25 protein-coding genes are annotated in these 25516 nt (G+C 68.6%); 13 read left to right on the top strand and 12 right to left on the bottom strand.

Annotated elements, in window-relative coordinates; translation table 11 throughout:
- Positions 1–71: 71 nt before the first annotated feature.
- From SOM13_RS03470 to tkt, 3 genes are read right to left on the bottom strand one after another with little or no spacing between them, the layout of a single operon-like run.
- Entirely contained in the window at positions 72–1667 is a 1596-nt protein-coding gene (locus SOM13_RS03470; RefSeq protein ID WP_192060357.1) for a glucose-6-phosphate isomerase, read from the bottom strand.
- Positions 1664–2791, bottom strand: a complete 1128-nt coding sequence (gene tal / locus SOM13_RS03465) for a transaldolase (protein WP_192060358.1) — start codon at positions 2789–2791, stop codon at positions 1664–1666. Before tal ends, SOM13_RS03470 begins: the two co-directional genes overlap by 4 nt.
- Before the next feature lie 29 nt (positions 2792–2820).
- On the bottom strand, positions 2821–4914 hold the full coding sequence (gene tkt / locus SOM13_RS03460; protein ID WP_192060359.1) for a transketolase: 2094 nt from the start codon (positions 4912–4914) through the stop codon (positions 2821–2823).
- Between the two features lie 297 nt (positions 4915–5211).
- On the opposite strand from tkt, the gene SOM13_RS03455 reads away from it, so the two are divergent.
- A complete protein-coding gene (locus SOM13_RS03455; protein WP_320478915.1) occupies positions 5212–6135 on the top strand; it encodes a heme o synthase in 924 nt (307 codons plus the stop codon).
- A gap of 17 nt (positions 6136–6152) precedes the next feature.
- On the opposite strand, the gene SOM13_RS03450 is transcribed toward SOM13_RS03455, so the two are convergent.
- Positions 6153–7091, bottom strand: a complete 939-nt coding sequence (locus SOM13_RS03450; protein WP_414655508.1) for a COX15/CtaA family protein — start codon at positions 7089–7091, stop codon at positions 6153–6155.
- Between the two features lie 375 nt (positions 7092–7466).
- Here SOM13_RS03450 and sufB point away from each other — a divergent pair, with 375 nt between their 5' ends.
- The 5 genes from sufB to SOM13_RS03425 are packed head-to-tail and all read left to right on the top strand — an operon-like array spanning position 7467 to position 11571.
- Positions 7467–8885: a Fe-S cluster assembly protein SufB gene (gene sufB, locus SOM13_RS03445; RefSeq protein ID WP_192060362.1), complete on the top strand. Its 1419-nt coding sequence runs from the start codon at positions 7467–7469 to the stop codon at positions 8883–8885.
- The gene (gene sufD / locus SOM13_RS03440) at positions 8886–10106 is read left to right on the top strand and encodes a Fe-S cluster assembly protein SufD (protein WP_320478913.1); all 1221 of its coding nucleotides are present in this window, start codon (positions 8886–8888) and stop codon (positions 10104–10106) included.
- Positions 10103–10441, top strand: a complete 339-nt coding sequence (locus SOM13_RS03435) for a non-heme iron oxygenase ferredoxin subunit (protein ID WP_192060364.1) — start codon at positions 10103–10105, stop codon at positions 10439–10441. The genes sufD and SOM13_RS03435 overlap by 4 nt, the downstream gene beginning before the upstream one ends.
- A 12-nt stretch (positions 10442–10453) precedes the next feature.
- The gene (sufC, locus tag SOM13_RS03430; protein ID WP_243213432.1) at positions 10454–11236 is read left to right on the top strand and encodes a Fe-S cluster assembly ATPase SufC; all 783 of its coding nucleotides are present in this window, start codon (positions 10454–10456) and stop codon (positions 11234–11236) included.
- Between the two features lie 2 nt (positions 11237–11238).
- A complete protein-coding gene (locus SOM13_RS03425; RefSeq protein ID WP_192060366.1) occupies positions 11239–11571 on the top strand; it encodes a metal-sulfur cluster assembly factor in 333 nt (110 codons plus the stop codon).
- A 115-nt stretch (positions 11572–11686) separates the two neighbouring features.
- On the opposite strand, the gene SOM13_RS03420 is transcribed toward SOM13_RS03425, so the two are convergent.
- Positions 11687–12292 carry a biotin transporter BioY gene (locus tag SOM13_RS03420; RefSeq protein ID WP_192060367.1) on the bottom strand — a complete coding sequence of 202 codons (606 nt, stop codon included), beginning with the start codon at positions 12290–12292 and terminating at the stop codon, positions 11687–11689.
- Positions 12293–12440: 148 nt separating this feature from the next.
- Between SOM13_RS03420 and SOM13_RS03415 the strand changes: the two genes are divergently transcribed.
- Positions 12441–14039: an ABC-F family ATP-binding cassette domain-containing protein gene (locus SOM13_RS03415; protein ID WP_192060368.1), complete on the top strand. Its 1599-nt coding sequence runs from the start codon at positions 12441–12443 to the stop codon at positions 14037–14039.
- Positions 14040–14070: 31 nt separating this feature from the next.
- Here the strand turns inward: SOM13_RS03415 and SOM13_RS03410 are convergent, their stop codons facing one another.
- From SOM13_RS03410 to SOM13_RS03400, 3 genes are read right to left on the bottom strand one after another with little or no spacing between them, the layout of a single operon-like run.
- Positions 14071–14937, bottom strand: a complete 867-nt coding sequence (locus tag SOM13_RS03410) for an SURF1 family protein (RefSeq protein WP_192060369.1) — start codon at positions 14935–14937, stop codon at positions 14071–14073.
- A complete protein-coding gene (locus SOM13_RS03405; RefSeq protein WP_243213438.1) occupies positions 14934–15176 on the bottom strand; it encodes a hypothetical protein in 243 nt (80 codons plus the stop codon). The genes SOM13_RS03410 and SOM13_RS03405 overlap by 4 nt, the downstream gene beginning before the upstream one ends.
- On the bottom strand, positions 15176–15544 hold the full coding sequence (locus SOM13_RS03400) for a DUF3099 domain-containing protein (protein ID WP_308196137.1): 369 nt from the start codon (positions 15542–15544) through the stop codon (positions 15176–15178). The genes SOM13_RS03405 and SOM13_RS03400 overlap by 1 nt, the downstream gene beginning before the upstream one ends.
- 130 nt (positions 15545–15674) lie before the next feature.
- Between SOM13_RS03400 and fabG the strand changes: the two genes are divergently transcribed.
- On the top strand, positions 15675–16385 hold the full coding sequence (gene fabG, locus SOM13_RS03395) for a 3-oxoacyl-ACP reductase FabG (protein WP_192060371.1): 711 nt from the start codon (positions 15675–15677) through the stop codon (positions 16383–16385).
- A 58-nt stretch (positions 16386–16443) separates the two neighbouring features.
- Here fabG and serB read toward each other — a convergent pair whose 3' ends face one another.
- Both serB and SOM13_RS03385 read right to left on the bottom strand, forming a co-directional pair.
- Positions 16444–17085 carry a phosphoserine phosphatase SerB gene (gene serB, locus SOM13_RS03390; RefSeq protein ID WP_192060372.1) on the bottom strand — a complete coding sequence of 214 codons (642 nt, stop codon included), beginning with the start codon at positions 17083–17085 and terminating at the stop codon, positions 16444–16446.
- Between the two features lie 37 nt (positions 17086–17122).
- The gene (locus SOM13_RS03385) at positions 17123–18364 is read right to left on the bottom strand and encodes a glucose-1-phosphate adenylyltransferase (protein ID WP_243213442.1); all 1242 of its coding nucleotides are present in this window, start codon (positions 18362–18364) and stop codon (positions 17123–17125) included.
- 47 nt (positions 18365–18411) lie between these two features.
- Here SOM13_RS03385 and glgA point away from each other — a divergent pair, with 47 nt between their 5' ends.
- The 3 genes from glgA (at position 18412) to SOM13_RS03370 (ending at position 20773) form a co-directional block, all read left to right on the top strand.
- The gene (gene glgA / locus SOM13_RS03380) at positions 18412–19596 is read left to right on the top strand and encodes a glycogen synthase (protein WP_320478912.1); all 1185 of its coding nucleotides are present in this window, start codon (positions 18412–18414) and stop codon (positions 19594–19596) included.
- Between the two features lie 9 nt (positions 19597–19605).
- Positions 19606–20391 (top strand): ABC transporter ATP-binding protein, encoded by a 786-nt coding sequence (locus tag SOM13_RS03375; protein WP_243213446.1) that lies wholly within the window; start codon positions 19606–19608, stop codon positions 20389–20391.
- A gap of 133 nt (positions 20392–20524) precedes the next feature.
- Complete coding sequence (locus SOM13_RS03370) at positions 20525–20773, top strand: type B 50S ribosomal protein L31 (protein WP_192060376.1); 249 nt, start codon at positions 20525–20527, stop codon at positions 20771–20773.
- A 135-nt stretch (positions 20774–20908) separates the two neighbouring features.
- Here SOM13_RS03370 and SOM13_RS03365 read toward each other — a convergent pair whose 3' ends face one another.
- Together SOM13_RS03365 and treS are read right to left on the bottom strand one after the other, a co-directional pair.
- Positions 20909–21619, bottom strand: coding sequence for an exonuclease domain-containing protein (locus tag SOM13_RS03365; protein ID WP_192060591.1), 711 nt, complete (start codon positions 21617–21619; stop codon positions 20909–20911).
- Positions 21620–21718: 99 nt separating this feature from the next.
- Positions 21719–23458, bottom strand: a complete 1740-nt coding sequence (gene treS, locus SOM13_RS03360; RefSeq protein WP_192060377.1) for a maltose alpha-D-glucosyltransferase — start codon at positions 23456–23458, stop codon at positions 21719–21721.
- A gap of 70 nt (positions 23459–23528) precedes the next feature.
- On the opposite strand from treS, the gene SOM13_RS03355 reads away from it, so the two are divergent.
- A complete protein-coding gene (locus tag SOM13_RS03355; RefSeq protein ID WP_320478911.1) occupies positions 23529–24434 on the top strand; it encodes an alpha/beta hydrolase in 906 nt (301 codons plus the stop codon).
- Positions 24431–25510: a glycosyltransferase family 1 protein gene (locus SOM13_RS03350; RefSeq protein WP_320478910.1), complete on the top strand. Its 1080-nt coding sequence runs from the start codon at positions 24431–24433 to the stop codon at positions 25508–25510. The genes SOM13_RS03355 and SOM13_RS03350 overlap by 4 nt, the downstream gene beginning before the upstream one ends.
- The last annotated feature ends 6 nt before the right edge of the window (positions 25511–25516 follow it).

Here is a 25516-nt window from a genome sequence, read left to right as displayed (position 1 = left end):
TTGTCCGGCGGGGTCTCGCACACCCCGACCGGGAGGCGGGTCGGCGTCGCGGACGACGCCGACCCGCTCGGTCAACGGAGCGAGGCGAGCAGCGCGGGGAGCGCCGCGGCCACGTCGGTGACGGTCAGGGTGAGCACCGGACGGCCGTGCTCGGCGAGCACCTTCGCGTCGCCGGCGGCCTGCGCCTGGACCAGCTGTCCGAAGGTGAACGGGCTCTCCGGGATCTCGAGGTCGCGCTCGGCGACCTGCGTGATCTGGAGGAACACGCCGTTGGCGGGACCGCCCTTGTGGTACTGACCCGTCGAGTGCAGGAACCGAGGTCCCCAGCCGAACGTCACGGGGCGCTTCGTGCGCGCCGCGAGAGCGTCGCGCAGCGTCTCGAGCTCCGGGTTCGCGACCCGATCGATGTACGCCTGGATCGACACGTAGCCGTCGTCGTCGAGATGCGACAGCAGCGCCGTCACAGCGCTGTCGAGCGAGTCCCCGACCTCGAGGCCGCCGACCTGACGCACCTCGACGCCCTCGGCCGTGAAGGCCGGGGGAGTCGGAGCGGGTCGGTCGTCCAGGAGAGCCCGCGTCGCGATCTTCGCGGACTCGACGTCGGGCTGGTCGAACGGGTTGATGTCGAGCAGTCGACCGGCGACGGCGACCGCGTACTCCCAGACCATGATCTGACCGCCGAGCGAGCCGGAGATCTCCACCTCGCCGGGGGCGACCTCACGGGTCTCCGCTGCGTTGGCGACGAGGCGCACCACCTGCACGTCGTGCAGGTCGAGCGAGATCTCCGGTCCGTCGGTGCCGAGGACGACGGGCAGGAGCCCACGCCCCTGCTTGCCGGTGGACTCGGCGATCAGCTGCTCCGCCCAGTCGGGGAACCCGATGATGTGCGTGCCGTCGGCGACGATGGCGATCTTGTCGCGCAGCGGCTGAGTGCCGGCGATGACGGCGCCGAGCACGAGCCCCGGGTTGTCGACGGAGTCCTGCGCGAGCTCGACGGTGACGGCGTCGGCCTCACTGAGCAGCTCGCGGATGTCGGCACCGGCCAGACCGGACGGCACGAGACCGAAGGCGGACAGCGCCGAGTAACGACCGCCGATGTTGGGGTCGGCGTTGAAGACGCGGTAACCGGCTTCACGGGCGGAGGCGTCCAGGGGCGAACCCGGATCGGTCACGACCACGATGCGGTCCACGGGATCGATGCCGGCGTCACGGAAGGCCTTCTCGAAGGTCTTGCGCTGGCTGGCGGTCTCGACGGTCGAGCCCGACTTCGACGACACGACGAGCACGGTGCGCTCGAGGCGGTCGGCGAGGGCCGTCAGGACCTGACCGGGCTCCGTGGCGTCGAGCACCGTCAGCTCGACGCCGTAGGTGCGTGTGATGACCTCGGGAGCCAGCGACGAACCGCCCATGCCCGCGAGCACGACGTGGTCGACGCCCTTGCCCGCGAGCTCCTCGCGGAGCTCGGCGATCTGGTCGATCAGCGGGGTCGAGACGACGACCGCCTCCGTCCAGCCGAGTCGCTTGGCCGACTCGTCCTCCGCGTCAGGACCCCAGAGAGTGGGGTTCTGAGCGGTGATGCCGGAGGCGACCAGGTCGTCGACCAGCTGCGGGACGACCTTCTCGATGGCTTCCGCGGCGGCGCCGCTCGCTGCGATCGTGATGGTCACTTGGCGGCCTCGGCGGGCTTCGACGCCTCGAGCGCGGCGGTGACGGTGTCGAGCAGTTCGTTCCAGGAGACGATGAACTTCTCCACGCCCTCCTTCTCGAGCAGCTCGGTGACCTCGTCGTACGAGACGCCCTGGGCGGCGATGGCGTCCATGACCTCGTTGGCGGAGGCGTAGGAGGAGCTGATCGAGTCGCCGCGGATGTCACCGTGGTCGAAGGTCGCCTCGAGCGTCTTCTCGGGCATCGTGTTGACGACGTCGGCCGCGACGAGCTCGACGACGTACGTCGTGTCGAGCACGTTCGGGTCCTTCACACCGGTGGAGGCCCAGAGCGGACGCTGCTTGTTGGCACCGGCGGCCAGCAGGCCCTTGGCGCGCTCGGTGTCGAAGGCCTGCGTGTAGACCTCGTAGGCGAGCTGGGCGTTCGCGACGCCGGCCTTGCCCTTGAGGGCCTTCGCCTCGTCGGTTCCGACCGCGTCCAGGCGCTTGTCGATCTCGGTGTCGACGCGCGACACGAAGAACGAGGCGACCGAGTGGATCGTCGTGATGTCGATGCCGGCGGCCTTGGCCTGCTCGAGACCGGTCAGGTAGGCGTTGATGACGGCGCGGTAGCGCTCGAGGCTGAAGATCAACGTGACGTTGACGCTGATGCCCTGGGCGATCACCGCGGTGATGGCCTCGAGGCCCTCGACCGTCGCGGGGATCTTGATGAGCGCGTTGGGACGACCGACCTTGGCGGCCAGCTTGATCGCCTGGTCGATGGTGCCCTGGGCGTCGTGGGCCAGACCGGGCTCGACCTCGATCGACACACGGCCGTCGAATCCCTTCGAGCTGTCGTAGATCTCGCGGAAGATGTCGCTGGCACGCGTCACGTCGTCCGTCGTGATCTCGAAGACGGCGTCGGTGACGCTCACGCCGCTCTTCGCGAGGAGCGCGACCTGGTCGTCGTACGCCTCGCCCTTGGCCAGAGCCGAGGCGAAGATCGTGGGGTTCGTGGTGACCCCCACGACGTTGCGCTCGGCGATGAGCTTCTGGAGCCCGCCCGCGTTGATGCGCTCACGCGACAGGTCGTCGAGCCAGATGCTGACGCCGGCGGCGGACAGCTGAGCGGTGTTTGATTCGGTCATTTCTCTTCTTCTCTCTTCTTCGCAGGCGCTCAGAGAGCGGCCAGCGAGTCCTTGACGGCTGCGACGGCGGCTTCGGTCGTGATGCCGAACTCGCGGTAGAGCGTCTTGTAGTCGGCGGAGGCACCGAAGTGCTCGATCGAGATGCTGCGGCCGGCGTCGCCGACGATCGCACGCCACGGCATCGCGATGCCGGCCTCGATGGACACGCGCGCCTTGACGGCGGCGGGCAGGACGGATTCCTTGTACTCGGCGCTCTGCTCGTCGAACCACTCGAGGCTGGGAGCCGAGACGACCCGGGCGTTGATGCCCTCGCTCTTGAGCACCTCGCGGGCCTCGACGGCGATCTGCACTTCGGAGCCGGTGGCGATCAGGATGACGTCCGCCGTGCCTCCCGGAGCCTCGGCGAGGACGTAGGCGCCCTTCGCGACGTTCTTCGCCGAGGCGAAGGTGTCGCCGTCGGCGTCGCCCTCTCCGCGTTCGAAGACGGGGAGGTTCTGGCGGCTGAGCGCCAGACCGGCGGGGCCGCTGTGTCGCTCGAGGATGGTCTTCCAGGCCCAGGCGGTCTCGTTGGCGTCGGCCGGACGGACGACGTCGAAGTCGGGGATGGCGCGCAGCGCGGCCAGCTGCTCGACCGGCTGGTGGGTGGGGCCGTCCTCGCCGAGGGCGACGGAGTCGTGCGTCCACACGTAGGTGACGGGCGACTTCATGAGAGCCGCGAGACGCACTGCAGGACGCATGTAGTCGCTGAAGATCAGGAAGGTCCCGCCGAACACGCGCGTGTTGCCGTGCAATGCGATGCCGTTCATGATCGAGCCCATGGCGTGCTCGCGGATGCCGAAGTGGAGGACGCGCCCGTAGGGGTTGCCCTGCCATTCGTGCGTCGACCACTCGGTCGGGACGAACGAGCCACCGCCCGCGATCGTGGTCAGGTTTGACTCGGCCAGGTCGGCGGAGCCACCCCAGAACTCGGGGACGACCTCGGCGATGGCGTTGATGACCTTGCCCGAGGCGGCACGGGTGGACACCTCTTTGTCGGTCGGGAAGACGGGCAGAGCCGCGTCGAGGCCCTCGGGCAGCTCGCCCTTGAGGACGCGGTCGAGCAGCGTCTTCTTGTCGGGGTTGGCGGTGGCCCACTCGTCGAACGACGTGGTCCACTCGGCGTGCTGCGCCTGACCGCGCTCGACGGCCTTGCGGGTGTGCTCGAGCACCTCGGGGTCGACGTCGAAGGTCTTCTCCGGGTCGAAGCCGAGGACCTCCTTGAGGCCGGCGAGCTCTTCGGCGCCGAGTGCGGAGCCGTGGATCTTGCCGCTGTTCTGCTTCTTGGGCGAGGGCCAGCCGATGATCGTCTTGAGGATGATCAGCGACGGCTTGCCGGTCTCGGCCTTGGCGGCCTCGATGGCGTCGTTCAGGGCGCGGACGTCTTCGACGTACTCGCCCGTCTTCTTCCAGTCGACGACCTGGACGTGCCAGTCGTAGGACTCGTAGCGCTTGTGGACGTCTTCGGTGAAGGCGATGTTCGTGTCGTCTTCGATCGAGATCTGGTTGGAGTCGTAGATGACGACGAGGTTGCCGAGCTGCTGGTGGCCGGCGAGCGAGGAGGCCTCGCTGGTGACGCCCTCCTGCAGGTCGCCGTCGCCGGCGATCACGTAGACGTGGTGATCGAACGGCGAGGTGCCGACGGCCGCCTCGGGGTCGAAGAGCCCACGCTCGAACCGGGCGGCGTAGGCCATGCCCACGGCGGAGGCCAGACCCTGACCCAGAGGTCCGGTCGTGATCTCGACGCCGTCGGTGTGTCCGTACTCGGGGTGACCCGGCGTCTTCGAACCCCAGGTGCGGAGGGCCTTGAGGTCGTCGAGCTCGAGGCCGTAGCCACCGAGATAGAACTGGACGTACTGCGTCAGCGAGCTGTGACCGACCGAGAGGATGAAGCGGTCGCGACCGATCCACTCGCTGTCGCTCGGGTCACGGCGCATGACCTTCTGGAAGAGGAGGTAGGCGGCGGGCGCCAGGCTCATCGCCGTGCCGGGGTGGCCGTTTCCGACCTTCTCGACCGAGTCGGCCGCGAGAACGCGGACGGTGTCGACTGCCTTGTTGTCAATGGATTCCCATTGCAGATCTGCCACTGGAAGTTGACCCTTCTTGATGCGGATTGCGCGGGGTCGATTCGCTCCCGCGCTGACATGCGCCTGCCGAGACGTCGTCGGCTTCGGTCGAACGCACACCGCAGGGTGGGATCAAGACGGGGAAATGGGTTCCGATGTCGGAGATTCCAGCGCCGAACGGGCGTGCGACTGGCAAGCACCTGTCAGTATAGGGACGAACATGCCGGTCCTGCCCGCATGTGACTCCCAGAGAACCGTCACCGCCGACGATCATCGCCTAGACTTTTCGAGCAATCCGCTCATCTCGTTAGAGGACTCATGACCGCAGCCGTTGACACCCGCCCCGACACCGAACCCCGGGGCATCCGTCGCAAGGCTCGGGCCTACGTCGCCCTCACGAAACCCCGCGTGATGGAGCTCCTGCTCGTCACCACGGCGCCGACCATGTTCCTGGCGCAGGGCGGGGTGCCGAATCTGTGGCTCGTCGCCGCCACGCTGATCGGTGGCGCCTTGAGCGCGGGCTCGGCCTCTGCCTTCAACTGCTACATCGATCGCGACATCGATCGGATCATGAAGCGGACGCAGGGTCGCCCGCTCGTGACCGGCGAGGTGTCCGATCGCGAGGCGCTCGTGTTCTCGTACGTGGTGGGTGTCGCGTCGATCGTGTGGCTCGCGCTGACGGTCAATCTGCTGTCCGCCGCTCTGTCGCTCGGCGCCATCCTCTTCTACGTCGTCGTCTACACGCTCTGGCTGAAGCGTCGCACGCCTCAGAACATCGTCTGGGGCGGCATCGCCGGGTGCATGCCCGTACTGATCGGCTGGGCGGCGGTGACGAACTCGCTCACCTGGGCGCCGGTCATCCTCTTCATGGTGATCTTCCTCTGGACGCCGCCCCACTACTGGCCGCTGTCGATGAAGTACCGCGACGACTACGCGGCCGCCGAGGTGCCCATGCTCTCCGTGGTGCGCGGTCGATCGATCGTCGGGCTGCAGGTCATCCTCTACGCCTGGGCCACGGTCGTCTGCTCGCTGCTGCTCATCCCCGTCGCCGGCATGGGCGTCCTCTACACGGTCGTGGCCGTCGCCAGCGGACTCTGGTTCATCTGGGAGTCCCACCGGCTGTACAGCCGCGCGATCCAGCAGGTGGCCGAGGTCCGACCCATGCGGGTCTTCCACAGCTCGATCACGTACCTCACGCTGCTCTTCCTGGCGGTCGGCATCGACCCGCTCCTGGCCTTCTGAGACGGTCCGAGAGCAGATCAGATCCGCGCGACGTCCCGTTCCATCGGAGCGTCGATCTCGTCGGGCGCCTGGTCGTTCTTGAGAGACAGGACGACCGCGGTCATGGCGGCCACGAGCAGCGCCGACAGCACCATGTGGCTTCCGACCAGCACGGGCGGAAGACCGGTGCGGGCCTGGGTGATGCCGACGGCGATCTGGACGAGTTCGACGCCCAGCAGGAGGACGGGGAACCGCCGGGGGAGACCGGCCCTGATGGTCCACACCACGATCGCGATGGTCAGGGCGAGCGTGGCGTAGGCCGGCCAGCTGTGGACGTGATCCATGACGGCCGGGTCGAGTCCGTTGCGAGGTGTGGCGGCGTCGCCGGCATGCGGACCGGATCCCGTGGTGAGGATGCCGACGATCACCGTGACGCCGACGACGGCCGCCGCGACGTGCACGAGTCGGGCGTAGCCGCTCGACGTCGCCGCGTACGCCCCGCGTGGTCCCTTGAAGACGCGCCAGAGGAGCACGGTCGTCAGCGCGACGAGGAAGATCGACACGACGAAGTGCGCACCCACGATGTAGGGGTTGAGACCCGTCAGCACCGTGACACCGCCCAGAGCCGCCTGGAACGGGATGCCGAGACCCTGGACGAGCGTCAGGACGAAGAGGTCGCGTCGGACGGCGCGCATCCGGATGACGGCCAGGAACGCGAGTATCACGACGATCGTGAGCACGAAGGTGAGCAGACGGTTGCCGAACTCGATGACGCCGTGGATCCCCATCTCGGGGGTGCTGACAAACGACTCGGGCGTGCACCGCGGCCACGTGGGGCAGCCGAGACCCGACCCGGTGAGCCGGACCGCGCCTCCTGTGCCGATCAGGAGGACCTGGCAGGCGAACGACGCCCAGGCGATGATGCGGACCCGTCGGTCGACCGTCGTCGGCAGCCACGACCTGACGCGCGACAGCATTCCGACCGGACCCACCTGTGTGTTGCTCACGAACTGCTGCCTTTCGTCGCTTTCGGCGCTTCGACCTGTAGAATCAACGGGTTCAGGAACACAACCCGGTATGGCGTCGACGTCGACGCACATGGTCTGCTCGGACCGATGTGAGTACGGCGGCTTGGCCGCCCTACGAAGAACGAGTCTAGGCAACGCGCACCTGTCATCCGACCGTGAATAAGGTCGTAGAGGTGCGGGTGACGGCCGCCGGTGTGGTCGCCTCGCGTCGCGAGTGGCTGAGCCACAACAAGAGCGGATCCCGACGGGGCCCGCTCGCAGGAAGGGCGTGGGAATGGTCATCCGTCTCCCCGTGTTCGCTCCGGCAGAAGGAAGAGGTTAGAGATGTCAGACGTGTTGATCGATCGACCAGAGCTCGCAGGCCTGGGCCAGTACGAGTTCGGCTGGGCCGACTCCGACGCGGCGGGCGCATCGGCGCGGCGCGGCGTGTCACCCGAGGTCGTCTCGGACATCTCGGCGCTCAAGAACGAGCCCGAGTGGATGCTCAAGAACCGCCTCAAGGGGCTCGCCCTCTTCGAGAAGAAGCCGATGCCGACCTGGGGAGCAGACCTCTCCGGCATCGACTTCGACAACATCAAGTACTTCGTCCGCTCCACCGAGAAGCAGGCGACCACCTGGGACGACCTCCCGGACGACATCAAGAACACCTACGAGAAGCTCGGGATCCCCGAAGCGGAACGCAACCGTCTCGTGGCCGGTGTCGCCGCGCAGTACGAGTCCGAGGTGGTCTACCACCAGATCCGCGAGGACCTCGAGCAGCAGGGTGTCATCTTCATGGACACCGACACGGCCCTGCGCGAGCACCCCGAGCTCTTCCAGGAGTACTTCGGGACCGTGATCCCGGCCGGCGACAACAAGTTCGCGGCGCTCAACACCTCCGTCTGGTCGGGCGGGTCCTTCGTCTACGTCCCCAAGGGCGTCCACGTCGAGATCCCCCTGCAGGCCTACTTCCGTATCAACACGGAGAACATGGGTCAGTTCGAGCGCACGCTGATCATCGCCGACGAGGACAGCTACGTGCACTACATCGAGGGCTGCACGGCTCCCATCTACAAGTCCGACTCGCTGCACTCGGCGGTCGTCGAGATCGTCGTCAAGAAGAACGCCCGCGTCCGCTACACGACGATCCAGAACTGGTCGAACAACGTGTACAACCTGGTCACCAAGCGCGCCATCGCTCACGAGGGAGCGACGATGGAGTGGATCGACGGCAACATCGGGTCCAAGGTCACGATGAAGTACCCGTCCATCTACCTGGTGGGCGAGCACGCCAAGGGCGAGACCCTCTCCGTCGCCTTCGCGGGCCCCGGCCAGCACCAGGACGCCGGCGCGAAGATGGTCCACATGGCGCCGTACACGACGTCCTCCATCGTGTCGAAGTCCATCGCCCGTGGAGGCGGCCGCGCCGGCTACCGCGGCGAGATCCGCGTAGACCCGTCCGCGCACCACTCGGCGAACACCGTCCGCTGCGACGCTCTGCTGGTCGACACAATCTCCCGATCCGACACGTACCCTGCCATCGACATCCGCGTCGACGACGTCCAGCTCGGTCACGAGGCGACCGTGTCGCGGGTCAGCGAAGAGCAGCTCTTCTACCTGATGTCGCGCGGCATGGCCGAAGACGAGGCCATGGCGATGATCGTGCGCGGCTTCATCGAGCCCATCGCCCGAGAGCTGCCCATGGAGTACGCGCTCGAACTCAACAAGCTCATCGAGATGAGCATGGAAGGATCCGTCGGCTAGATGTCTGCCGCAGCACCCACCACCACAGACAGCAGCACCTCCGAACGCGTCCAGCACGGCGCCGGAGCCCACACCGACGGCGGATGGGGTCTCGTACCGGTCCAGACCCGGTCAGGTCGCTTCTCGTCGACCGATCCCGCGGCCTTCCCCGACGTGACCGGTCGCGAGGTGGACTGGAAGCTCAGTCCGGTCGCGCGCCTCCGTCCCCTCATCGACGGTCCTCTCGACGGTTCCCCCTACGCCTATCTCGCCCGCGAGACGGGCGGGGCGACGGTCGACTGGGTCGACGCGTCCCATGCACGGGTCGGCACCGCCGGAACCCCCGAAGACAAGGCCTCGGCGAACGCCTGGGCGAGCGTCGAGAAGGTCCTCCTGGTCGAACTGACCGGCGAGGAGCCCTCCACGGTGACCATCGGTCGCTCGGGGCTCGACCGCGAACCGCGCGCCGGTCACACCGTCATCCACGCCGCCGCCCACACGACCTCTCTCGTCGTTCTGCGGAACACGGGCTCGGCGCGACTCGTCGAGAACGTCGAGATCGTGGTCGACGACGGCGCCCACCTCACCGTGGTGACGCTCCAGGAGTGGGACGACGACGCGGAGCACCTCGCCAGTCACTTTGCCACGATCGGGCGCGACGCGCAGTTGAAGCACTTCGTCGTCAGCCTCGGCGGGTCCATCGTGCGGGTCAACCCGTCGGCGCATCTCGCCGGCCAGGGCGCCGACACCGAGCTCTACGGTGTGTACTTCGCCGACTCGGGCCAGCACCTCGAGCAGCAGGTGTACGTGAACCACGACGCGCCGAATTCGCGAAGCCGGGTCAACTACAAGGGCGCGCTCCAGGGCGAGGGCGCCCGGACGGTCTGGATCGGCGACGTCCTGATCGGGCGCACCGCACCGGGCACCGACAGCTACGAGCAGAACCGCAACCTCGTGCTCAGCGAGGGCACGCGGGCCGACTCGATCCCCAACCTCGAGATCGAGACCGGTGACATCCAGGGCGCGGGTCACGCCAGCGCCACGGGTCGCTTCGACGACGAGCACCTGTTCTACCTGCAGTCGCGCGGCATCTCCGAAGACGAGGCACGTCGCCTCGTGGTCCTCGGGTTCCTCAGCGAGGTCGTCCAGAAGATCGGCGAGCCCGAGCTCCAGGATCGTCTGATCGCGGCTCTCGAGGTCGAGCTCACCTCGGCTCCCGGAACCCGGGCGGTCACCCGATGAGCGTCAAGATCTGCGGAGTCGACGACGTCACGCCGTCACAGGCGCTCCGCGTCGTCGTCGACGGGGTCGCCATCGCCGTCGTGAAGGACAGCGCCGGCACGATCCACGCGATCGGCGACACCTGCACCCACGGAGACATCTCCCTGGCAGAGGGTTTCGTCGAGGACGACACCCTCGAGTGCTGGGCCCACGGCTCCAAGTTCGAGCTCACGACCGGCAAGCCGCTCACCCTCCCCGCCTACGAACCCGTCCCGGTCTTCGCCGTCTCCGTCGTCGACGGCGACGTCTACGTCGACACCAGTGCCACGCCTTCGCCGGCGGGCGTCGCACAGTAAGGAAAACGCATCATGTCCACACTCGAGATCCGAGACCTCAAGGTCAGCATCGACACCGATCAGGGTGTCAAGCCCATCCTCAAGGGCGTCGACCTGACGATCAACGAGGGCGAGATCCACGCCGTCATGGGGCCCAACGGCTCCGGCAAGTCCACCCTCGCCTACACGATCGCCGGCCACCCCCGCTACAACGTCGACGGCGGCTCCATCCTCCTCGACGGCCGTGAGGTCCTCGACATGACCGTCGACGAGCGCGCCAAGGCCGGTCTGTTCCTCGCGATGCAGTACCCCGTCGAGATCCCCGGCGTCACGGTCGCGAACTTCCTCCGCACGGCCAAGACCGCCCTGGACGGCGAAGCGCCTGCAATCCGGAGCTGGGTCAAGGACCTGCGGACGCACATGTCGGACCTCAAGATGGACCCGTCGTTCGCCGAGCGCAACGTCAACGAGGGGTTCTCCGGCGGCGAGAAGAAGCGTCACGAGATCATGCAGCTCGAGCTTCTCAAGCCCAAGTTCGCGGTACTCGACGAGACCGACTCCGGTCTCGACGTCGACGCTCTGAAGATCGTCTCCGAGGGTGTCAACCGGGCCAAGGCCAACACGGGTCTCGGGCTGCTGATGATCACGCACTACACGCGCATCCTCCGCTACATCAAGCCCGACTTCGTGCATGTCTTCGTCGACGGTCACGTCGCCGAGCAGGGCGGGCCCGAGCTCGCCGACCGCCTCGAGGACGAGGGCTACGACCGTTACGTCACCGCAGCCGCCGCCGAGGCCGCTGCGGCGGTGAACTGACCATGGCCGTCGCACTGGCACCCGAGAAGTTCGACGAGGTCGCCGAGGCCCTGAAAGAGGTCGTGGACCCCGAGCTGGGTGTCAACATCGTCGACCTCGGTCTGATCTACGACCTCGCCATGGACGAAGAGCACGAGAACGCGCTCATCATCAGCATGACGCTGACCTCCGCCGGATGCCCTCTCACCGACGTCATCGAGGGCGACACGGCGAACGCCCTCGACGGCGTCGTGGACGCGTTCCGCATCAACTGGGTGTGGATGCCGCCGTGGGGCCCCGACCGGATCACCGACGACGGTCGAGACATGATGCGCTCGATCGGCTTCTCGATCTGATCCACGACGACGACGAAGAACCCCTGACCACTGTGGTGGTCAGGGGTTCTTCGTCGTCCGGGGAGAACCCGACGTGCCTCCGAGGAGGCGCGGGTCGCGCCCCGCAGGACGCCTCCTAGCGGTCGCGTCGTCCGAGCACCCGCCACGCCACCGGCAGCGCTGCGGCGGCGATGAGCCACTTGGCCACGCCGCCGACGATGAACGGGTAGAGGCCCGCGGCCAGCACGCTCTGCAGGTCGGCGGGGAATCCGAGCTGACCGAGCACGACGGCCAGGTAGGGGAGTCCGACGACGAAGGGGACGAGGCTCGCGGCGAAGAACGCGGCCGCCGAACGGAACCACTTCTTGTCCCAGTCGCGCTCGGACAGCCAGCCAATGAGGCCGGCGGCGAGCACGAAGCCGATGATGAAGCCGAAGCTCGGCTTCAGGACGCTGAGCGGACCACCGGAGAACTCGGCGAAGATCGGCAGCCCCGCCACACCCAGCACGAGGTAGGTGAGCAGCGAGAGCGCACCGCGGCGGGCGCCGAGGCTCGCACCGACGAGCATGACCCCGAGCGTCTGACCGGTGACGGGCACGGGCCAGAGGGGGACCTGGACCTGAGCGAGCACCGAGACGACGGCGACGCCACCGAGCACGAGAGCCGCATCGGTCGCTCGGCTGGAGGTCACGAACCGGTCGGCGAGCACCGGTCGTGAGGTCGATGCGGTGGCGTTCGTCATGCAGTCTCCTAGAATGGGTAGGTTGATCGGCCTGAGGGCGGGTCGACGCCCATGCGCACGGCCCCTCACGACACGATGTGATCATTTTAGGGGCGACCCAACGGCGGGCGGCGTTGTGGACATCTCCCCAATCGATTGGACTTCTGCTGTGCTTTCCGTGCACGACCTCGAGATTCGCGTCGGCGCGCGCCTGCTGATGGAAGATGTGACGTTCCGCGTCGACAAGGGCGACAAGATCGGCCTGGTCGGTCGCAACGGCGCCGGCAAGACGACCATGACCAAGACGCTGGCCGGCGAGACCCTGCCGACCGGGGGCTCCATCGAGAAGACCGGCGAGATCGGCTACCTCCCTCAAGACCCTCGCAGCGGCAACCCGGAGGACCTCGCCCGCACGCGCATCCTCGACGCCCGCGGCCTCGGCCAGATCCTCCTGGGCATCCAGGAGGCCTCGATGGAGATGGGCAGCGACGACCCGGCGGTCGCGGCCCGGGCCATGAAGCGCTACGGCGATCTCGACGATCGCTTCAACGCGCTCGGCGGATACGCGGCCGAGGCGGAGGCCGCATCGATCGCCAGCAACCTCAGCCTGCCCGACCGCATCCTCGAGCAGCCGTTGTCGACCCTCTCGGGCGGTCAGCGTCGACGCATCGAGCTGGCGCGCATCCTCTTCTCCGCGGCCGACACGATGATCCTCGACGAGCCGACGAACCACCTCGACGCCGACTCCGTCGTCTGGCTCCGCGAGTACCTCAAGACGTACCAGGGCGGCGTGATCGTGATCAGTCACGACATCGAGCTCGTGGAGGAGGTCGTCAACCGCGTGTTCTACCTCGACGCCAACCGCCAGGCGATCGACATCTACAACATGGGTTGGCGCAACTACCAGCGCCAGCGCGCCGCCGACGAGGAGCGCCGCAAGAAGGAGCGCTCGAACGCCGAGAAGCAGGCGAGCGCGCTGCAGAAGCAGGCGGCTCGATTCGGCGCGAAGGCGTCGAAGGCCGCCGCGGCCCACCAGATGGTCGCCCGTGCCGAGAAGCTGCTCGCGGGCCTCGACGAGGTCCGCGCGGTCGACCGTGTGGCGAAGCTGCGGTTCCCGACACCGGTCGCCTGCGGCAAGACCCCGCTGATGGCCTCGAACCTCTCGAAGAGCTACGGCTCGCTCGAGATCTTCACCGCCGTCGATCTCGCGATCGACCGGGGCTCGAAGGTGGTCATCCTCGGGTTGAACGGTGCGGGCAAGACCACGCTGCTGCGCATCCTCGCGGGTGTCGACGAACCCGACACCGGGCAGCTGGAGCCGGGTCACGGTCTCCGTGTCGGCTATTACGCCCAGGAGCACGAGACGATCGACGTCAAGCGCAGCGTCCTCGAGAACATGGTCTCGTCCTCGCCGAACATCACCGAGATGGAGGCGCGGCGCGTGCTCGGTTCGTTCCTCTTCACGGGAGACGACTCGGCGAAACCGGCCGGGGTGCTCTCGGGCGGAGAGAAGACCCGACTCGCCCTCGCGATGATCGTCGTCTCCGGCGCCAACGTCCTGCTGCTCGACGAGCCCACGAACAACCTCGACCCCGCCAGCCGACTCGAGATCCTCGACGCCCTGGCCAACTACGAGGGCGCCGTGGTGCTGGTCAGTCACGACGAGGGCGCCGTCGAGGCGCTGAATCCCGAACGCGTGCTCATCATGCCCGAGGGCACCGAAGACCACTGGACGCCCGACTACAGCGAGCTCATCAACCTGGCCTGATCCGCAGCGTCGCGACGGGGGAGGGCGAGCGTCAGCGACCGACGGCGTCGAGGATCTCGTCTTCGACGTCGTCGTCGTGGCGCGGCCGGGCCGCGCGACGTCGGCGTCGTTCGTCGGCTCGCTCGTCGTCGCCGTCCTCCAGCGCCTCCTCGGCGTCGGCCCGGGTGTTCCGCTGCTCCTGGCGGATCACGTAGAAGAGGAACAGGAACGCCCCTGCGGCGAACATGATCCACTGCACGAAGTACGACAGGTTGAGACCGGTGTCGATCTCGGGTTCGGCGTACTTGACGGGAGCCGTCGCCGGCGTCGGGCTCTCAGCCATGAGCTGGCCGTACGCGGCCGAGTAGATGGCCCCGTCGACCTGCTTCTGCACCTCGCTGAGCTGGATGGTGGCGATCTGGTTCGTGCCCGCGACCGCCGTGCGATCGCCGACCGCCGGCTCGCCGGGCTTGAGCCGCGCCGTCACGGTCACCTCGCCCGACGGCGGCGCGGGGATCTCGTCGGGGGCGTCCTGGTCGTTGCCGGTGGGCACCCAGCCGCGGTCGACGACGAAGACGTCGCCGCCGTCGATGCGGAACGGCACGAGGACGGCGAACCCCGGCTGGCCGTTGTACGGCCGGTTGCGGACGAGCAGGGTCTCGTCGACCAGGTAGCGACCCGTCATCTCGACGGGCTGCCACTCGTCGGCCGCATCGTACGAGTCGAGCGACGGCAGAGCCTCCGCCACAGACACGGGCGCCGCGTCGTAGCGCTGCTCGAGCTGATGGACGACCGCCATCTTCTCCTCGTGCCGGTTCCACTGCCAGTTGGCGAGCATGGCGCAGATCAGGGCGAAGGCCACGACCACACCGAGGTATCCGAGCCACTTCTTCGAGAGGACCGCGCGCCAACCGGTCACGTCGCGGCTCCGACAGAGTCGACGGTCACACCCGCTGCCGTGACGACGACGGGGAAGTCGCGCGCCAGGAGGAAGTCGCTGAGATAGTCGACGTGCTCGTCGCAGGCCGACCAGACCTTGACGCGTTCGAGACCGTGGATCTTGGGGTTCCGCCAGTTGACCGACCGGGTCGCCACCGCGGTGCAGCCGGCACGCGAGCACTGGACGCGATCGGGCCCGACATCACCGAGACCGAGCATCAGGCCGTGCCTCCGCGGCCCCGCCGCTCGGATCCGTCGTCGCTGCTCGGCTCGTGCCAGCTGGGTGTCGCGGTGGGAGGTGCCCACGGCTGCTCGGGCTGACGATACGTCTCGATTGCGCCGGGCCGCTCGACGTTCTGACCGGGGTCGTGGCCCACGTTCACGAGCACCACGGCGAAGTAGGGGATGAGCACGGCTCCCGCGACGGGGAGCAGCGTCCACCAGCTGAGGGGGATCACGAAGCACAGCGCGATGCAGACGATGCGGATGCCCATGGCCACCAGGTAGCGGATCATGCGGGCATGGCGATCGTCGGCCGGCGACGGCGGTAGCGAGGTGATCGGTTGCGATGTCTTCAATTCACTCACGGACTCTGTGTGCGTCTCGGGCGGGCGCCTCGAGCGATCTTAAGCCCTGTAGCCGACAGTAGGCTGGTGGGCGGTCCGGGCATCAACGGCCTGCGGACCACCCCCTTCAGCTCGCCCCGAGGAGACTCCCATGACCACGCCCCGTACCGTCCTCGTCACGGGAGGCAACCGCGGCATCGGCTACACGATCGCCGAGGAGTTCGTCGCCGCCGGGCACCGCGTGGCCGTCACCGCCCGCAGCGGGTCCGGCCCCGAGGGCTCCCTCACCGTCGTCGCCGACGTGACCGACCCCGAATCGGTCGACGCGGCGTTCACGACCGTCGAGGCCGCGCTCGGCCCGGTCGAGGTCGTCGTCGCGAACGCGGGAATCACGAGGGACGTCCTGTTGATGCGCATGACGGAAGAGGACTTCTCGTCGGTCGTCGACACGAACCTCGGCGGGGCCTTCCGCGTCGTCAAGCGCGCGTCGAAGAACATGCTCAAGGCGCGCTTCGGCCGCATCGTGCTCGTCTCGAGCGTCGTCGGTCTCTACGGCGGCGCCGGTCAAGCGAACTACGCCGCGTCGAAGAGCGCGCTCGTCGGCTTCGCGCGCTCGCTCACCCGCGAGGTCGGCGCCCGGGGCATCACGGCCAACGTCGTCGCCCCCGGCTTCGTCGAGACCGACATGACAGCCGTCCTGGCGCCCGAGAAGCAGGCCGAGTACAAGAAGTCGATCCCCGCCGGGCGTTACGGGACGGCGACCGAGGTCGCCCGCACGATCACCTGGCTGGCCGGCGACGACGCCGCGTACATCTCCGGTGCGGTCATCCCGGTCGACGGCGGTCTCGGCATGGGTCACTGACCGGAGCGGAGACCGAGGAGGCGCGGCTCGGATACCGGCACCGCGCCTCCTCGGCTGGTCAGCGGCCCGACAGGCCCATGACCGCGAGCACCTGCGAGAGCTCCGGGTCGGCCACCACGAGGTCGGCCTGCGCCCGCACCCGGGGCTTGGCGTTGAACGCGATCGATAGCCCCGCGGCGCGCATCATCTCGAGGTCGTTGGCCCCGTCGCCGACGGCGATCGTCTGACCGAGGGGGATGCCGAACTCGGTCGCCCAGGCCGTCAGGCACTCCGCCTTGACCGCGGCGTCGACGATCGGCCCGGTCGTCTCGCCGGTGAGCCGCCCGGAGGCGACGTCGAGTCGGTTCGCGCGCCACCGGTCGAGACCGAGCGACTCGGCCAGCGGGTCGAGGGTCTCGTGGAACCCGCCGGACACCACGGCCACACGACTGCCGTGCCGGTGCAACCCGGCCACGAGCTCGGCCGCGCCCGGAGTCGGACGCACACGGGCGACGACGTCGTCGACGACCGAGACCGGCAGCCCCTCGAGCGTCTTGACGCGGGCGGCGAGGCTCTCGGCGAAGTCGAGCTCGCCCGCCATCGCGCTCTCGGTGATGCGGGCGACCTCGTCTCGCGAGCCCGCGGCCTCGGCGAGGAGGTCGATGACCTCGTCGCGGATCAGCGTGGAGTCGACGTCGAGGACGGTCAGGAAGCGCGGCACCCGCTCAGCCTAGGGGTGCCGCCAGCGTGCTCGTCGCCTACTGGTCGACCCGCACGCCCTTGCCGACGACGGTGATGCCGGACGGGGTCACCGTGAAACCGCGGGCCCGGTCGGCCTCGTGGTCGACGCCGACCGACGCGCCCTCGGCGATGACGACGTCCTTGTCGAGGATCGCGCGGTTCACCGTCGCGTTCGGCCCGATGTGCGCCCTCTCGAACACGACCGAGTCGATGACCTTCGAGCCGGAGTCGAGCGTGCTCCACGGCCCGAGCACGCTGCGTTCGACGTGCGCGCCGGAGAGGAGCGAGCCGAGCGAGACGATGGAGTCGATGGTCGTGCCGAGGTTGCCGTGCCCGTCGCGCACGAACTTCGCCGGAGGCGAGTTCAGCTGCTGACTGAAGATGGGCCAGTCGGTGTTGTAAAGGTTGAAGATCGGCAACGCCGAGATCAGGTCGCGGTGCGCGTCGTAGAACGAGTCGATCGTACCGACGTCGCGCCAGTAGTAGCGGTCGCGCTCCGTCGAGCCGGGGACCTCGTTGCGGTTCAGGTCGTAGACGGCCGCGTCGCCCCGCGAGACGAAGTCGGGGACGATGTCGCCGCCCATGTCGTGGTCGGAGTCGGCGTTCTCGCCGTCGCGCAGCACCGCGTCGATCAGGACGTCGGCGTCGAACACGTAGTTGCCCATCGACGCGAGGATCTCGTCGGGGGAGTCGGGCAGACCGACCGCGTCCTTCGGCTTCTCGAGGAAGCGCCCGATGCGCGTCGGGTCGTCGGAGTCGACCTCGATGACGCCGAACTGGTCGGCGAGGGAGATGGGCTGGCGGATCGCCGCCACCGTGACGCCGGCACCCGAGGCGATGTGCGCCTCGATCATCTGGGAGAAGTCCATGCGGTAGACGTGATCCGCCCCGACGACGACGACGATGTCGGGCTTCTCGTCGCGGAGGAGGTTCAGGCTCTGCAGGATGGCGTCGGCGCTGCCGGCGAACCACCGCTTGCCGAGACGCTGCTGGGCGGGGACGGAGGCGACGTACGCCCCGAGGAGCCCCTCGATGGACCAGGTCTGCGAGACATGCCGGTCGAGGCTGTGCGATTTGTACTGCGTCAGCACGACGATCTGACGGAGACCCGAGTTGATCAGATTCGACAGGGCGAAGTCCACCAGACGGTAGTTGCCGCCGAACGGCACGGCGGGCTTCGCCCGGTCGGCCGTCAGGGGCATGAGTCGCTTGCCTTCGCCGCCGGCGAGGACGATGCCGAAGATCTTCTTTGATGCCATGAGGTCAGAATGGCACGTTTCGTCGCGGCACGACTACGGTGACTCTCGTGCGAGTCGATGTCATCACCAAGGAATATCCGCCGAACGTCTACGGAGGCGCCGGCGTCCACGTCGTCGAGCTCGTCAAGGCCCTGCGCGAGTCGATAGACGTGCGTGTGCGCGCGCTCGGCGACGTCGACGACGAGCCGGGCACGACCGGCTACCCCGAGATCCCCGCCCTCGCGTCGGCGAATCCCACTCTGCGGACCCTCGGCAGCGACCTCCTCGCCGCCCAGGACGTCGCCGGTGCCGACGTCGTGCACAGCCACACCTGGTACGCCAACGCGGCCGGCCAGCTGGCGCAGATGCTGCACGACGTGCCGCACGTGCTGACCGCTCACAGCCTCGAGCCCCTCCGCCCCTGGAAGGCCGAGCAGCTCGGCGGCGGCTACCGAGTGTCGAGCTGGATCGAGCGTCAGGCCTACGAGACCGCCGATGCGGTCATCGCGGTGAGCGAGGGCATGCGCCGCGACATCCTGCGGTCGTACCCCACCATCGACGAGGGCAAGGTCAGCGTCGTCTACAACGGGATCGACCTCGACGCCTGGCGCCCCGTCACCGACGACGACGTCGTCCGGTCGCTCGGCATCGACCCCGACCGCCCGTCCGTGGTCTTCGTCGGTCGCATCACGCGGCAGAAGGGTCTGCCGTATCTGCTCCGCGCCGCGCGCCTCCTGCCTCCCGAGGTCCAGCTCGTCCTCTGCGCCGGAGCCCCCGACACCCCCGAGATCATGGCCGAGGTCACGGCCCTCGTGCACGAGCTGCAGGAGGCGCGGACCGGCGTCGTCTGGATCGATCGCGTGCTCCCGCGGCACGAGCTCAGCGCCGTGCTCACCTCGGCGACGACCTTCGTCTGCCCCTCGATCTACGAGCCGCTCGGCATCGTGAACCTCGAGGCCATGGCCTGCGGCGTGCCCGTCGTCGGCTCGGGCACCGGCGGCATCCCCGAGGTCGTCGCCGACGGACTCACCGGGCGCGTCGTCCCCCTCGACCAGGCGCAGGACGGCACGGGGACGCCCACCGACCCCGATCGCTTCGTCCGGGACCTCGCCGGGATCCTCACCGACGTCGTGTCAGACCCGGGCCTCGCGAAGCTGATGGGTCGAGCCGGCCGGATGCGCGCCGAGGCGGAGTTCTCGTGGTCGCGGATCGCCGAGCGGACCCTCGGGGTCTACGCCGGACTCCGTCGATAGGCTGGGGTCATGCCTACCGTCCTGAAGCTGTCCGATGTCTCGATCGTCCGGGGCGGCAAAGCCGTCGTCGACACCGTCAGCTGGAGTGTCGAGTCCGACGAACGCTGGGTCGTGCTCGGCCCCAACGGCGCCGGCAAGAGCTCGCTGCTGCAGGTCGCCGCGGCGCAGTCGCACCCGTCCTCCGGCACCGCCGAGGTGCTCGGCGGAGACCTCGGCTCCGTCGACCTCTTCGACCTCCGCCCCCGCATCGGGTTCGCGTCGACGACGATCGCCCGTCGGATCCCGCCGAAGGAGAAGGTCGTCGACGTCGTCCTGACCGCCGCCTACTCGGTGACCGGCCGGTGGAACGAGGAGTACGAGAACGTCGACGTGCGCCGTGCCCATCGCGTCCTCGACGAATGGAACCTCGATCACCTGGCGGATCGCACCTTCGGCGAGCTGAGCGACGGCGAGCAGAAGCGGGTGCAGATCGCCCGGGCCGTGATGACCGACCCCGAGCTCCTCCTGCTCGACGAACCCGCCGCGAGCCTCGACCTCGGCGCCCGTGAGGAGCTTCTCCAGATGCTCTCCGGGTACGCGCAGTCGCACGACGCGCCTGCCATCGTCATGGTGACGCACCACGTCGAGGAGGTGCCCCGCGGTTTCACCCACGCGCTCCTCCTCGATCACGGCTCGGTCGTCGCGGCCGGGCCGCTCGCCGAGGTCCTCACGGCCGAGACGCTCGGTGCGACGTTCGGCGTCTCGCTCGAGGTCGAGGTGCGCGACGGGCGATACTCGGCGCGCGCGGCCGGTTGACCCGCGCCTCCTGCGTTCCCGGCCTCTCGTCTGGTATCGTTCATAGCTGGTCCGAGACTCAGGTCTCGTGGCCGCCGACGGAAACGTCCCCAGACATCCACTCCATCACTCGTTCGCTAGACCTAGGACAATCATGAAGACCGACACCCACCCCGAGTACAAGCCGATCGTCTTCCGCGACCTCGCATCGGGCGCCACGTTCCTGACGCGCTCGACGACGACGAGCGACAAGACCATCGAGCTCGACGGTGAGACCTACCCGGTCATCGACGTCGAGATCTCGTCCGAGTCGCACCCGTTCTACACGGGCAAGCAGCGCATCCTCGACTCGGCCGGTCGCGTCGAGAAGTTCAACTCGCGCTACAAGAACTTCGGCAAGTAGACCTCGGTCTCTTCCGCCTGACGGGGCGGTCCACTTCGGTGGGCCGCCCCGTTTCGCGCGCCTGGGGACGGCCTTCTGCGGATGCGGCCGCTCGTGCAGGTCGCGGCGCCCGCAGTCGGAGTGTCGGCGGCGGACTCAGCCGCTGATCGGCCGCTGCGGCCAGTCGCCCCAGGCGACGAACGTCGGGTCTTTGCTGCGACGCATGTACTGCTGGAAGCTCTCGGCCTGGGTCTGGCACCAGTCGATCTGGAGATCGTGCAGCCGGGTCGACGGGACCGCCAGCTGGTCGGGGAACTTCTCGGCCATGGCCTGGGCCACCCGGCCGGCCGCGATGGCATCCGCCCCGGCATCGTGAGCGTCGTCGAGGGTGACGCCGTACACGCCGGCGGCGGCCTCGAGCGTGCGCTTCCCCTTGCGGTACCGGTCGACGGCCTTGTCGATGACGAGCGGGTCGACGACGCACCCGATGGTGCTGACGTCGCCCAGCGGCTCGATGCCGTGCCGACGCGCCTCACGGTCGAGGAGGGTCAGGTCGTACGGCGCGTTGTAGACGACGAGCGGGACACCACGGGCGAACACCGCACGGACCGCGGCGACGACCTCGGCGACGACCTCGGCCGCGGGGCGCCCCTCGGCACGGGCCTGCTCGGTGGAGATGCCGTGCACCGCGCTCGCCTGCTCGGGGATTTCGACACCCGGGTCGGCGAGCCAGGCGCCGTGCGCGATGCTCGTGCCGTCGGCGTCGATCAGGCCGACGTGAGCCGTCACGATGCGAGCCGTCTCGACGTCGATTCCGGTCGTCTCGAGGTCGAAGACCCCGAGCGCCTTCCACCACTCGGACGGCACCGGCCCGGCCGCGAACCCGCCGCCAGCGGATCCGTCGCCGGAGACCGCCTCGTCAGACGGTGCGTTCGGGGAGAGGTCGGTGTCGGTCACGCCTCGAGTTTACGAGGCACCACCGACGACGCCCTGACCGGTGTTCGGCACGTCACCGACGTGGAGCCAGAAGAACGCCTGCGTGCCGAGGGTGAGCGTCACGCGACCCTCGTCGTCGAACGAGGGGAACTGGGCTCCGCCGAAGAGGTCGTAGAGCGTCCGACCCGCGAACTGCGGGGCGTGGATCGTGACCGACGTCGGGTTGTGAGCGAACGAGAAGACGCACAGGATGTCTTCGGCCGAGTCGCCGAACTGCGTCTCGGACCCCTCGTACGAGCGGACGAACGAGAGCACCGACTCGTGGTCGGTGTCGAGCACCGACAGGGTCCCCATGCCGAAGGTGGGGTGCGCCTTCCGCACGTGGATCACGTTGCGGATCCAGTGGAGCAGCGAGCGCGACTGCGCCAGCTGGCTCTCGACGTTGACCAGGTTGTAGTTGAAGACGAGCGACTGCACGACGGGCAGGAACAGCTTGCCCGGGTCGGCGGTCGAGAAGCCGGCGTTGCGGTCGGGCGTCCACTGCATGGGCGTGCGCGACGAGTCGCGGTCGGGCAGCCAGATGTTGTCGCCCATGCCGATCTCGTCGCCGTAGTACAGGAACGGGCTGCCCGGCAGCGCGAACAGGAGGGCGTGCACGAGCTCGAGCTCCGCGCGCGAGTTGTCGAGCAGCGGCGCGAGGCGACGACGGATGCCGATGTTCGAGCGCATGCGGGGGTCGTAGGCGTACCAGCCGTACATCGCCTGCCGGTACTCCTCGCTGACCATCTCGAGGGTGAGCTCGTCGTGGTTGCGGAGGAACACCGCCCAGGCGGCGCCCGGGGGCACCTCGGTGGTCTCGGCGAGGATCCGCTTCAGCTCGCCGCCGTGCTGGGCGCGCAGCGAGTAGAAGATGCGGGGCATGACGGGGAAGTCGAACGCCATGTGGCACTCGGGCTCGTCTTCGGTGCCGAAGAACGCGGCGGTCTCGGCGGGCCACTGGTTGGCCTCGGCGATGAGCACCCGCCCCGGGAACTCCTCGTCGACCATCGCACGCAGGCGCTTGATGAACTCGTGGGTCGCGGGCTCGCCCTCGCCGTTGCCCTCCTCGGTCTCGAAGAGGTACGGGATGGCGTCGAGTCGCAGACCGTCGACGCCCATCGACAGCCAGTGGCGCACGACGTCGAAGACGGCCTCCTGGACGGCGGGGTTCTCGAAGTTGAGGTCGGGCTGGTGCGAGAAGAAGCGGTGGAAGAAGAACTGGCGTCGCACCGGGTCGAAGGTCCAGTTCGACTCCTCCGTGTCGACGAAGATGACGCGGATGTTCTCGTACTCGTCGTCGGTGTCGCGCCAGACGTAGAAGTCGCCGTAGGGGCCCTCGGGGTCTTCGCGGCTCTGCTGGAACCACTCGTGCTGGTCGGAAGTGTGGTTCAGCACCATGTCGATGACGATGCGCATGTTGCGCTCGTGCGCCTTGGTGACGAGGTCGCGGAACTCGTCGAGCGTGCCGAACTCGGGCAGGATCGACTTGTAGTCGGCGATGTCGTACCCGCCGTCGCGGAGCGGCGACTGGAAGAACGGCGGCAGCCAGAGCGCGTCGACCCCGAGCCACTGGAGGTAGTCGAGGCGGGAGTGCAGACCCTGGAGGTCGCCCGCCCCATCCCCGTTGCTGTCGACGAACGAGCGGACCATCACCTCGTAGAAGACGGCACGACGGTGCCAGTTCGGGTCGAGGGTCAGTCCGGGCTGCTGAATCGGGGCAGTGAAGCTCACGCGTGCAACTCTACGGTGGCTCGCGTCCCTTCGCGCGTCGGGTTCGAGGCGCGGCTCGTAGACTCGCGGGGTGATCGTCCGAGAGCCCCGCGTCCCGTCGCCCTACCGTTCGCGCCTCGCGGCGTTCGATGTCGAGGAGCGGGTCGCCGAGGTCGCCGGCAGCTCGACCCGCTACTGGACGTACGAGCCCGTGGGCCCCGAGGAGGCGCGGGTCACCGTCGTCGCCGTCCACGGCTTCCGCGGCGATCACCACGGTCTCGAGCCCGTGGTGGCGCATCTCACCGGGATCCGGGTGATCATGCCCGACCTTCCCGGCTTCGGCGAGTCGTCGCCGCTCACGGGCGAGCACAGCGTCGAGGCCTACGCGGCCTGGCTGACCGCGTTCGTCGAGGCGATCGGTCTCGGCGACGACGTCGTCGTGCTGGGTCACTCCTTCGGGTCGATCGTGACGTCGGCCGCCGTCGCCTCCGGGCTCCGCGCCTCCCGACTCGTCCTCGTCAACCCGATCGCGGCGCCGGCGCTGCAGGGCCCGAGGGGCGTGGTGACGCGCCTGGCCGTCTTCTACTACTGGGCCGGGGCCGCGCTGCCCGAGCGCTCCGGGCTCGCCGCCCTGCAGAGCCCGCTCGTCACGCGGTTCACGAGTCTCGCCATGGTCAAGACGCACGACCGCGGTCTGCGGCGGTGGATCCACGATCAGCACGACTCGTACTTCTCCCGGTTCTCCGACCGCCGCGTCGTGCTCGACGCCTTCCGCGCCTCCGTCTCGAGCGATGTCAGCACGTACGCGGCTGGCGTCGACGTGCCCACGTTGCTCGTCGCGGCCGATCGCGACGACATCACGGCTCTGCCCGCGCAGCACGAGCTCCGGGCGCTCTTCCCCGACGCGACCCTCGCTGTCATCGACGGGGTCGGTCACCTCATCCACTACGAGAAGCCCCGCGAGGCCGCCGCCGCCGTCGAGGCGTTCGTGCGATGAGGGTCGTCGTCGACTGCCGCTACATCAGGGTCGGGCGCCACGACGGCATCAGCCGCTTCACCGCGGGGGTGGTCGGGGCGCTGGCGACGACCCACGACGTGACCCTGCTCGTGAGCGACCCCCGGCAGCTCGACAAGCTGCCCGATCGACCGCACGTGCTCGTCAGCGCGCCCACGAGTCCCCTCGAGCCCCTCGTGGCGCTGCAGGTGAACCGTCTGCGACCCGACGTCGTGTGGTCGCCCATGCAGACGATGGGTTCGTTCGGGCGCCGCTACCCGCTCGTGCTCACGCTCCACGACCTCATCTACTACACCAACCGCACGCCGCCCCCCGAGTTCGCCCTGCCGATCCGGCTGCTCTGGCGGCTGTACCACCTCGCCTGGTGGCCGCAGCGACTGCTGCTGAACCGCGCCGATGCCGTCGTGACCGTCAGCCGGACGACCCTCGACGAGATGCGCCTCCATCGACTCACCCGCCGACCCGTCACGGTCGTGACCAACGCGGCGGACCCGGTCGAGGCCGCGCCCCCGCGCACGGCGCCTCGTCACCGCGACCTCGTCTACATGGGCTCGTTCATGCCGTACAAGAACGTGTCGGCGCTGGCGAGGGCGCTTCCGCTGCTCGACGGGTACCGGCTGCATCTGATGAGCCGGGTGTCGGAACGCGAGCGCGCCTCCTTGTCGGCCCTGGCCCCCGCCGGGTCGCTGGTGTTCCACGACGGCGCGAGCGACGACGAGTACCGCGACGTGCTGCTCGGTGCGACGGCGGTCGTGACGGCCTCGCGTGCTGAGGGCTTCGGCATCCCCCTGGTCGAGGGGATGGCGCTCGGCACCCCGGCCGTGGTCAGCGACATCCCGATCTTCCGCGAGATCGGCGGCGAGGCCGCGGTCTACTTCGACCCCGAGTCGCCGGCCTCGATCGCCGCGGCGGTGCGTCGGCTCGAGCGCGAGTGGGCCGCCCGGTCGACCGCCTCGATCGCCCAGGCCGCGCGATTCTCCTGGGACGCTTCGGCGTCGGCCCTCGCCGACGTGCTCGAGTCGGTCTCGGCGGCGCGCGGCACCACGACCCGCAGCTGACCCCTC

The sequence above is a fragment of the Frigoribacterium sp. CFBP9030 genome (genome assembly GCF_034045195.1).
In the GTDB taxonomy this organism is placed as follows: domain Bacteria; phylum Actinomycetota; class Actinomycetes; order Actinomycetales; family Microbacteriaceae; genus Frigoribacterium.
The sequence above is the reverse complement of the archived record's forward strand: the minus strand, read 5'-3'. Positions and strand labels throughout refer to the sequence as shown.

What these genes read in the sequence shown, in the direction of transcription:
- tal (WP_192060358.1), bottom strand. Translation starts at nt 2,791, where the DNA reads ATGACCGAATCAAACACCGCTCAGCTGTCCGCCGCCGGCGTCAGCATC.
- SOM13_RS03455 (WP_320478915.1), top strand. Translation starts at nt 5,212, where the DNA reads ATGACCGCAGCCGTTGACACCCGCCCCGACACCGAACCCCGGGGCATC.
- SOM13_RS03450 (WP_414655508.1), bottom strand. Translation starts at nt 7,091, where the DNA reads ATGCTGTCGCGCGTCAGGTCGTGGCTGCCGACGACGGTCGACCGACGG.
- sufB (WP_192060362.1), top strand. Translation starts at nt 7,467, where the DNA reads ATGTCAGACGTGTTGATCGATCGACCAGAGCTCGCAGGCCTGGGCCAG.
- sufD (WP_320478913.1), top strand. Translation starts at nt 8,886, where the DNA reads ATGTCTGCCGCAGCACCCACCACCACAGACAGCAGCACCTCCGAACGC.
- SOM13_RS03435 (WP_192060364.1), top strand. Translation starts at nt 10,103, where the DNA reads ATGAGCGTCAAGATCTGCGGAGTCGACGACGTCACGCCGTCACAGGCG.
- sufC (WP_243213432.1), top strand. Translation starts at nt 10,454, where the DNA reads ATGTCCACACTCGAGATCCGAGACCTCAAGGTCAGCATCGACACCGAT.
- SOM13_RS03425 (WP_192060366.1), top strand. Translation starts at nt 11,239, where the DNA reads ATGGCCGTCGCACTGGCACCCGAGAAGTTCGACGAGGTCGCCGAGGCC.
- SOM13_RS03420 (WP_192060367.1), bottom strand. Translation starts at nt 12,292, where the DNA reads ATGACGAACGCCACCGCATCGACCTCACGACCGGTGCTCGCCGACCGG.
- SOM13_RS03405 (WP_243213438.1), bottom strand. Translation starts at nt 15,176, where the DNA reads ATGCTCGGTCTCGGTGATGTCGGGCCCGATCGCGTCCAGTGCTCGCGT.
- fabG (WP_192060371.1), top strand. Translation starts at nt 15,675, where the DNA reads ATGACCACGCCCCGTACCGTCCTCGTCACGGGAGGCAACCGCGGCATC.
- SOM13_RS03385 (WP_243213442.1), bottom strand. Translation starts at nt 18,364, where the DNA reads ATGGCATCAAAGAAGATCTTCGGCATCGTCCTCGCCGGCGGCGAAGGC.
- SOM13_RS03375 (WP_243213446.1), top strand. Translation starts at nt 19,606, where the DNA reads ATGCCTACCGTCCTGAAGCTGTCCGATGTCTCGATCGTCCGGGGCGGC.
- SOM13_RS03370 (WP_192060376.1), top strand. Translation starts at nt 20,525, where the DNA reads ATGAAGACCGACACCCACCCCGAGTACAAGCCGATCGTCTTCCGCGAC.
- SOM13_RS03350 (WP_320478910.1), top strand. Translation starts at nt 24,431, where the DNA reads ATGAGGGTCGTCGTCGACTGCCGCTACATCAGGGTCGGGCGCCACGAC.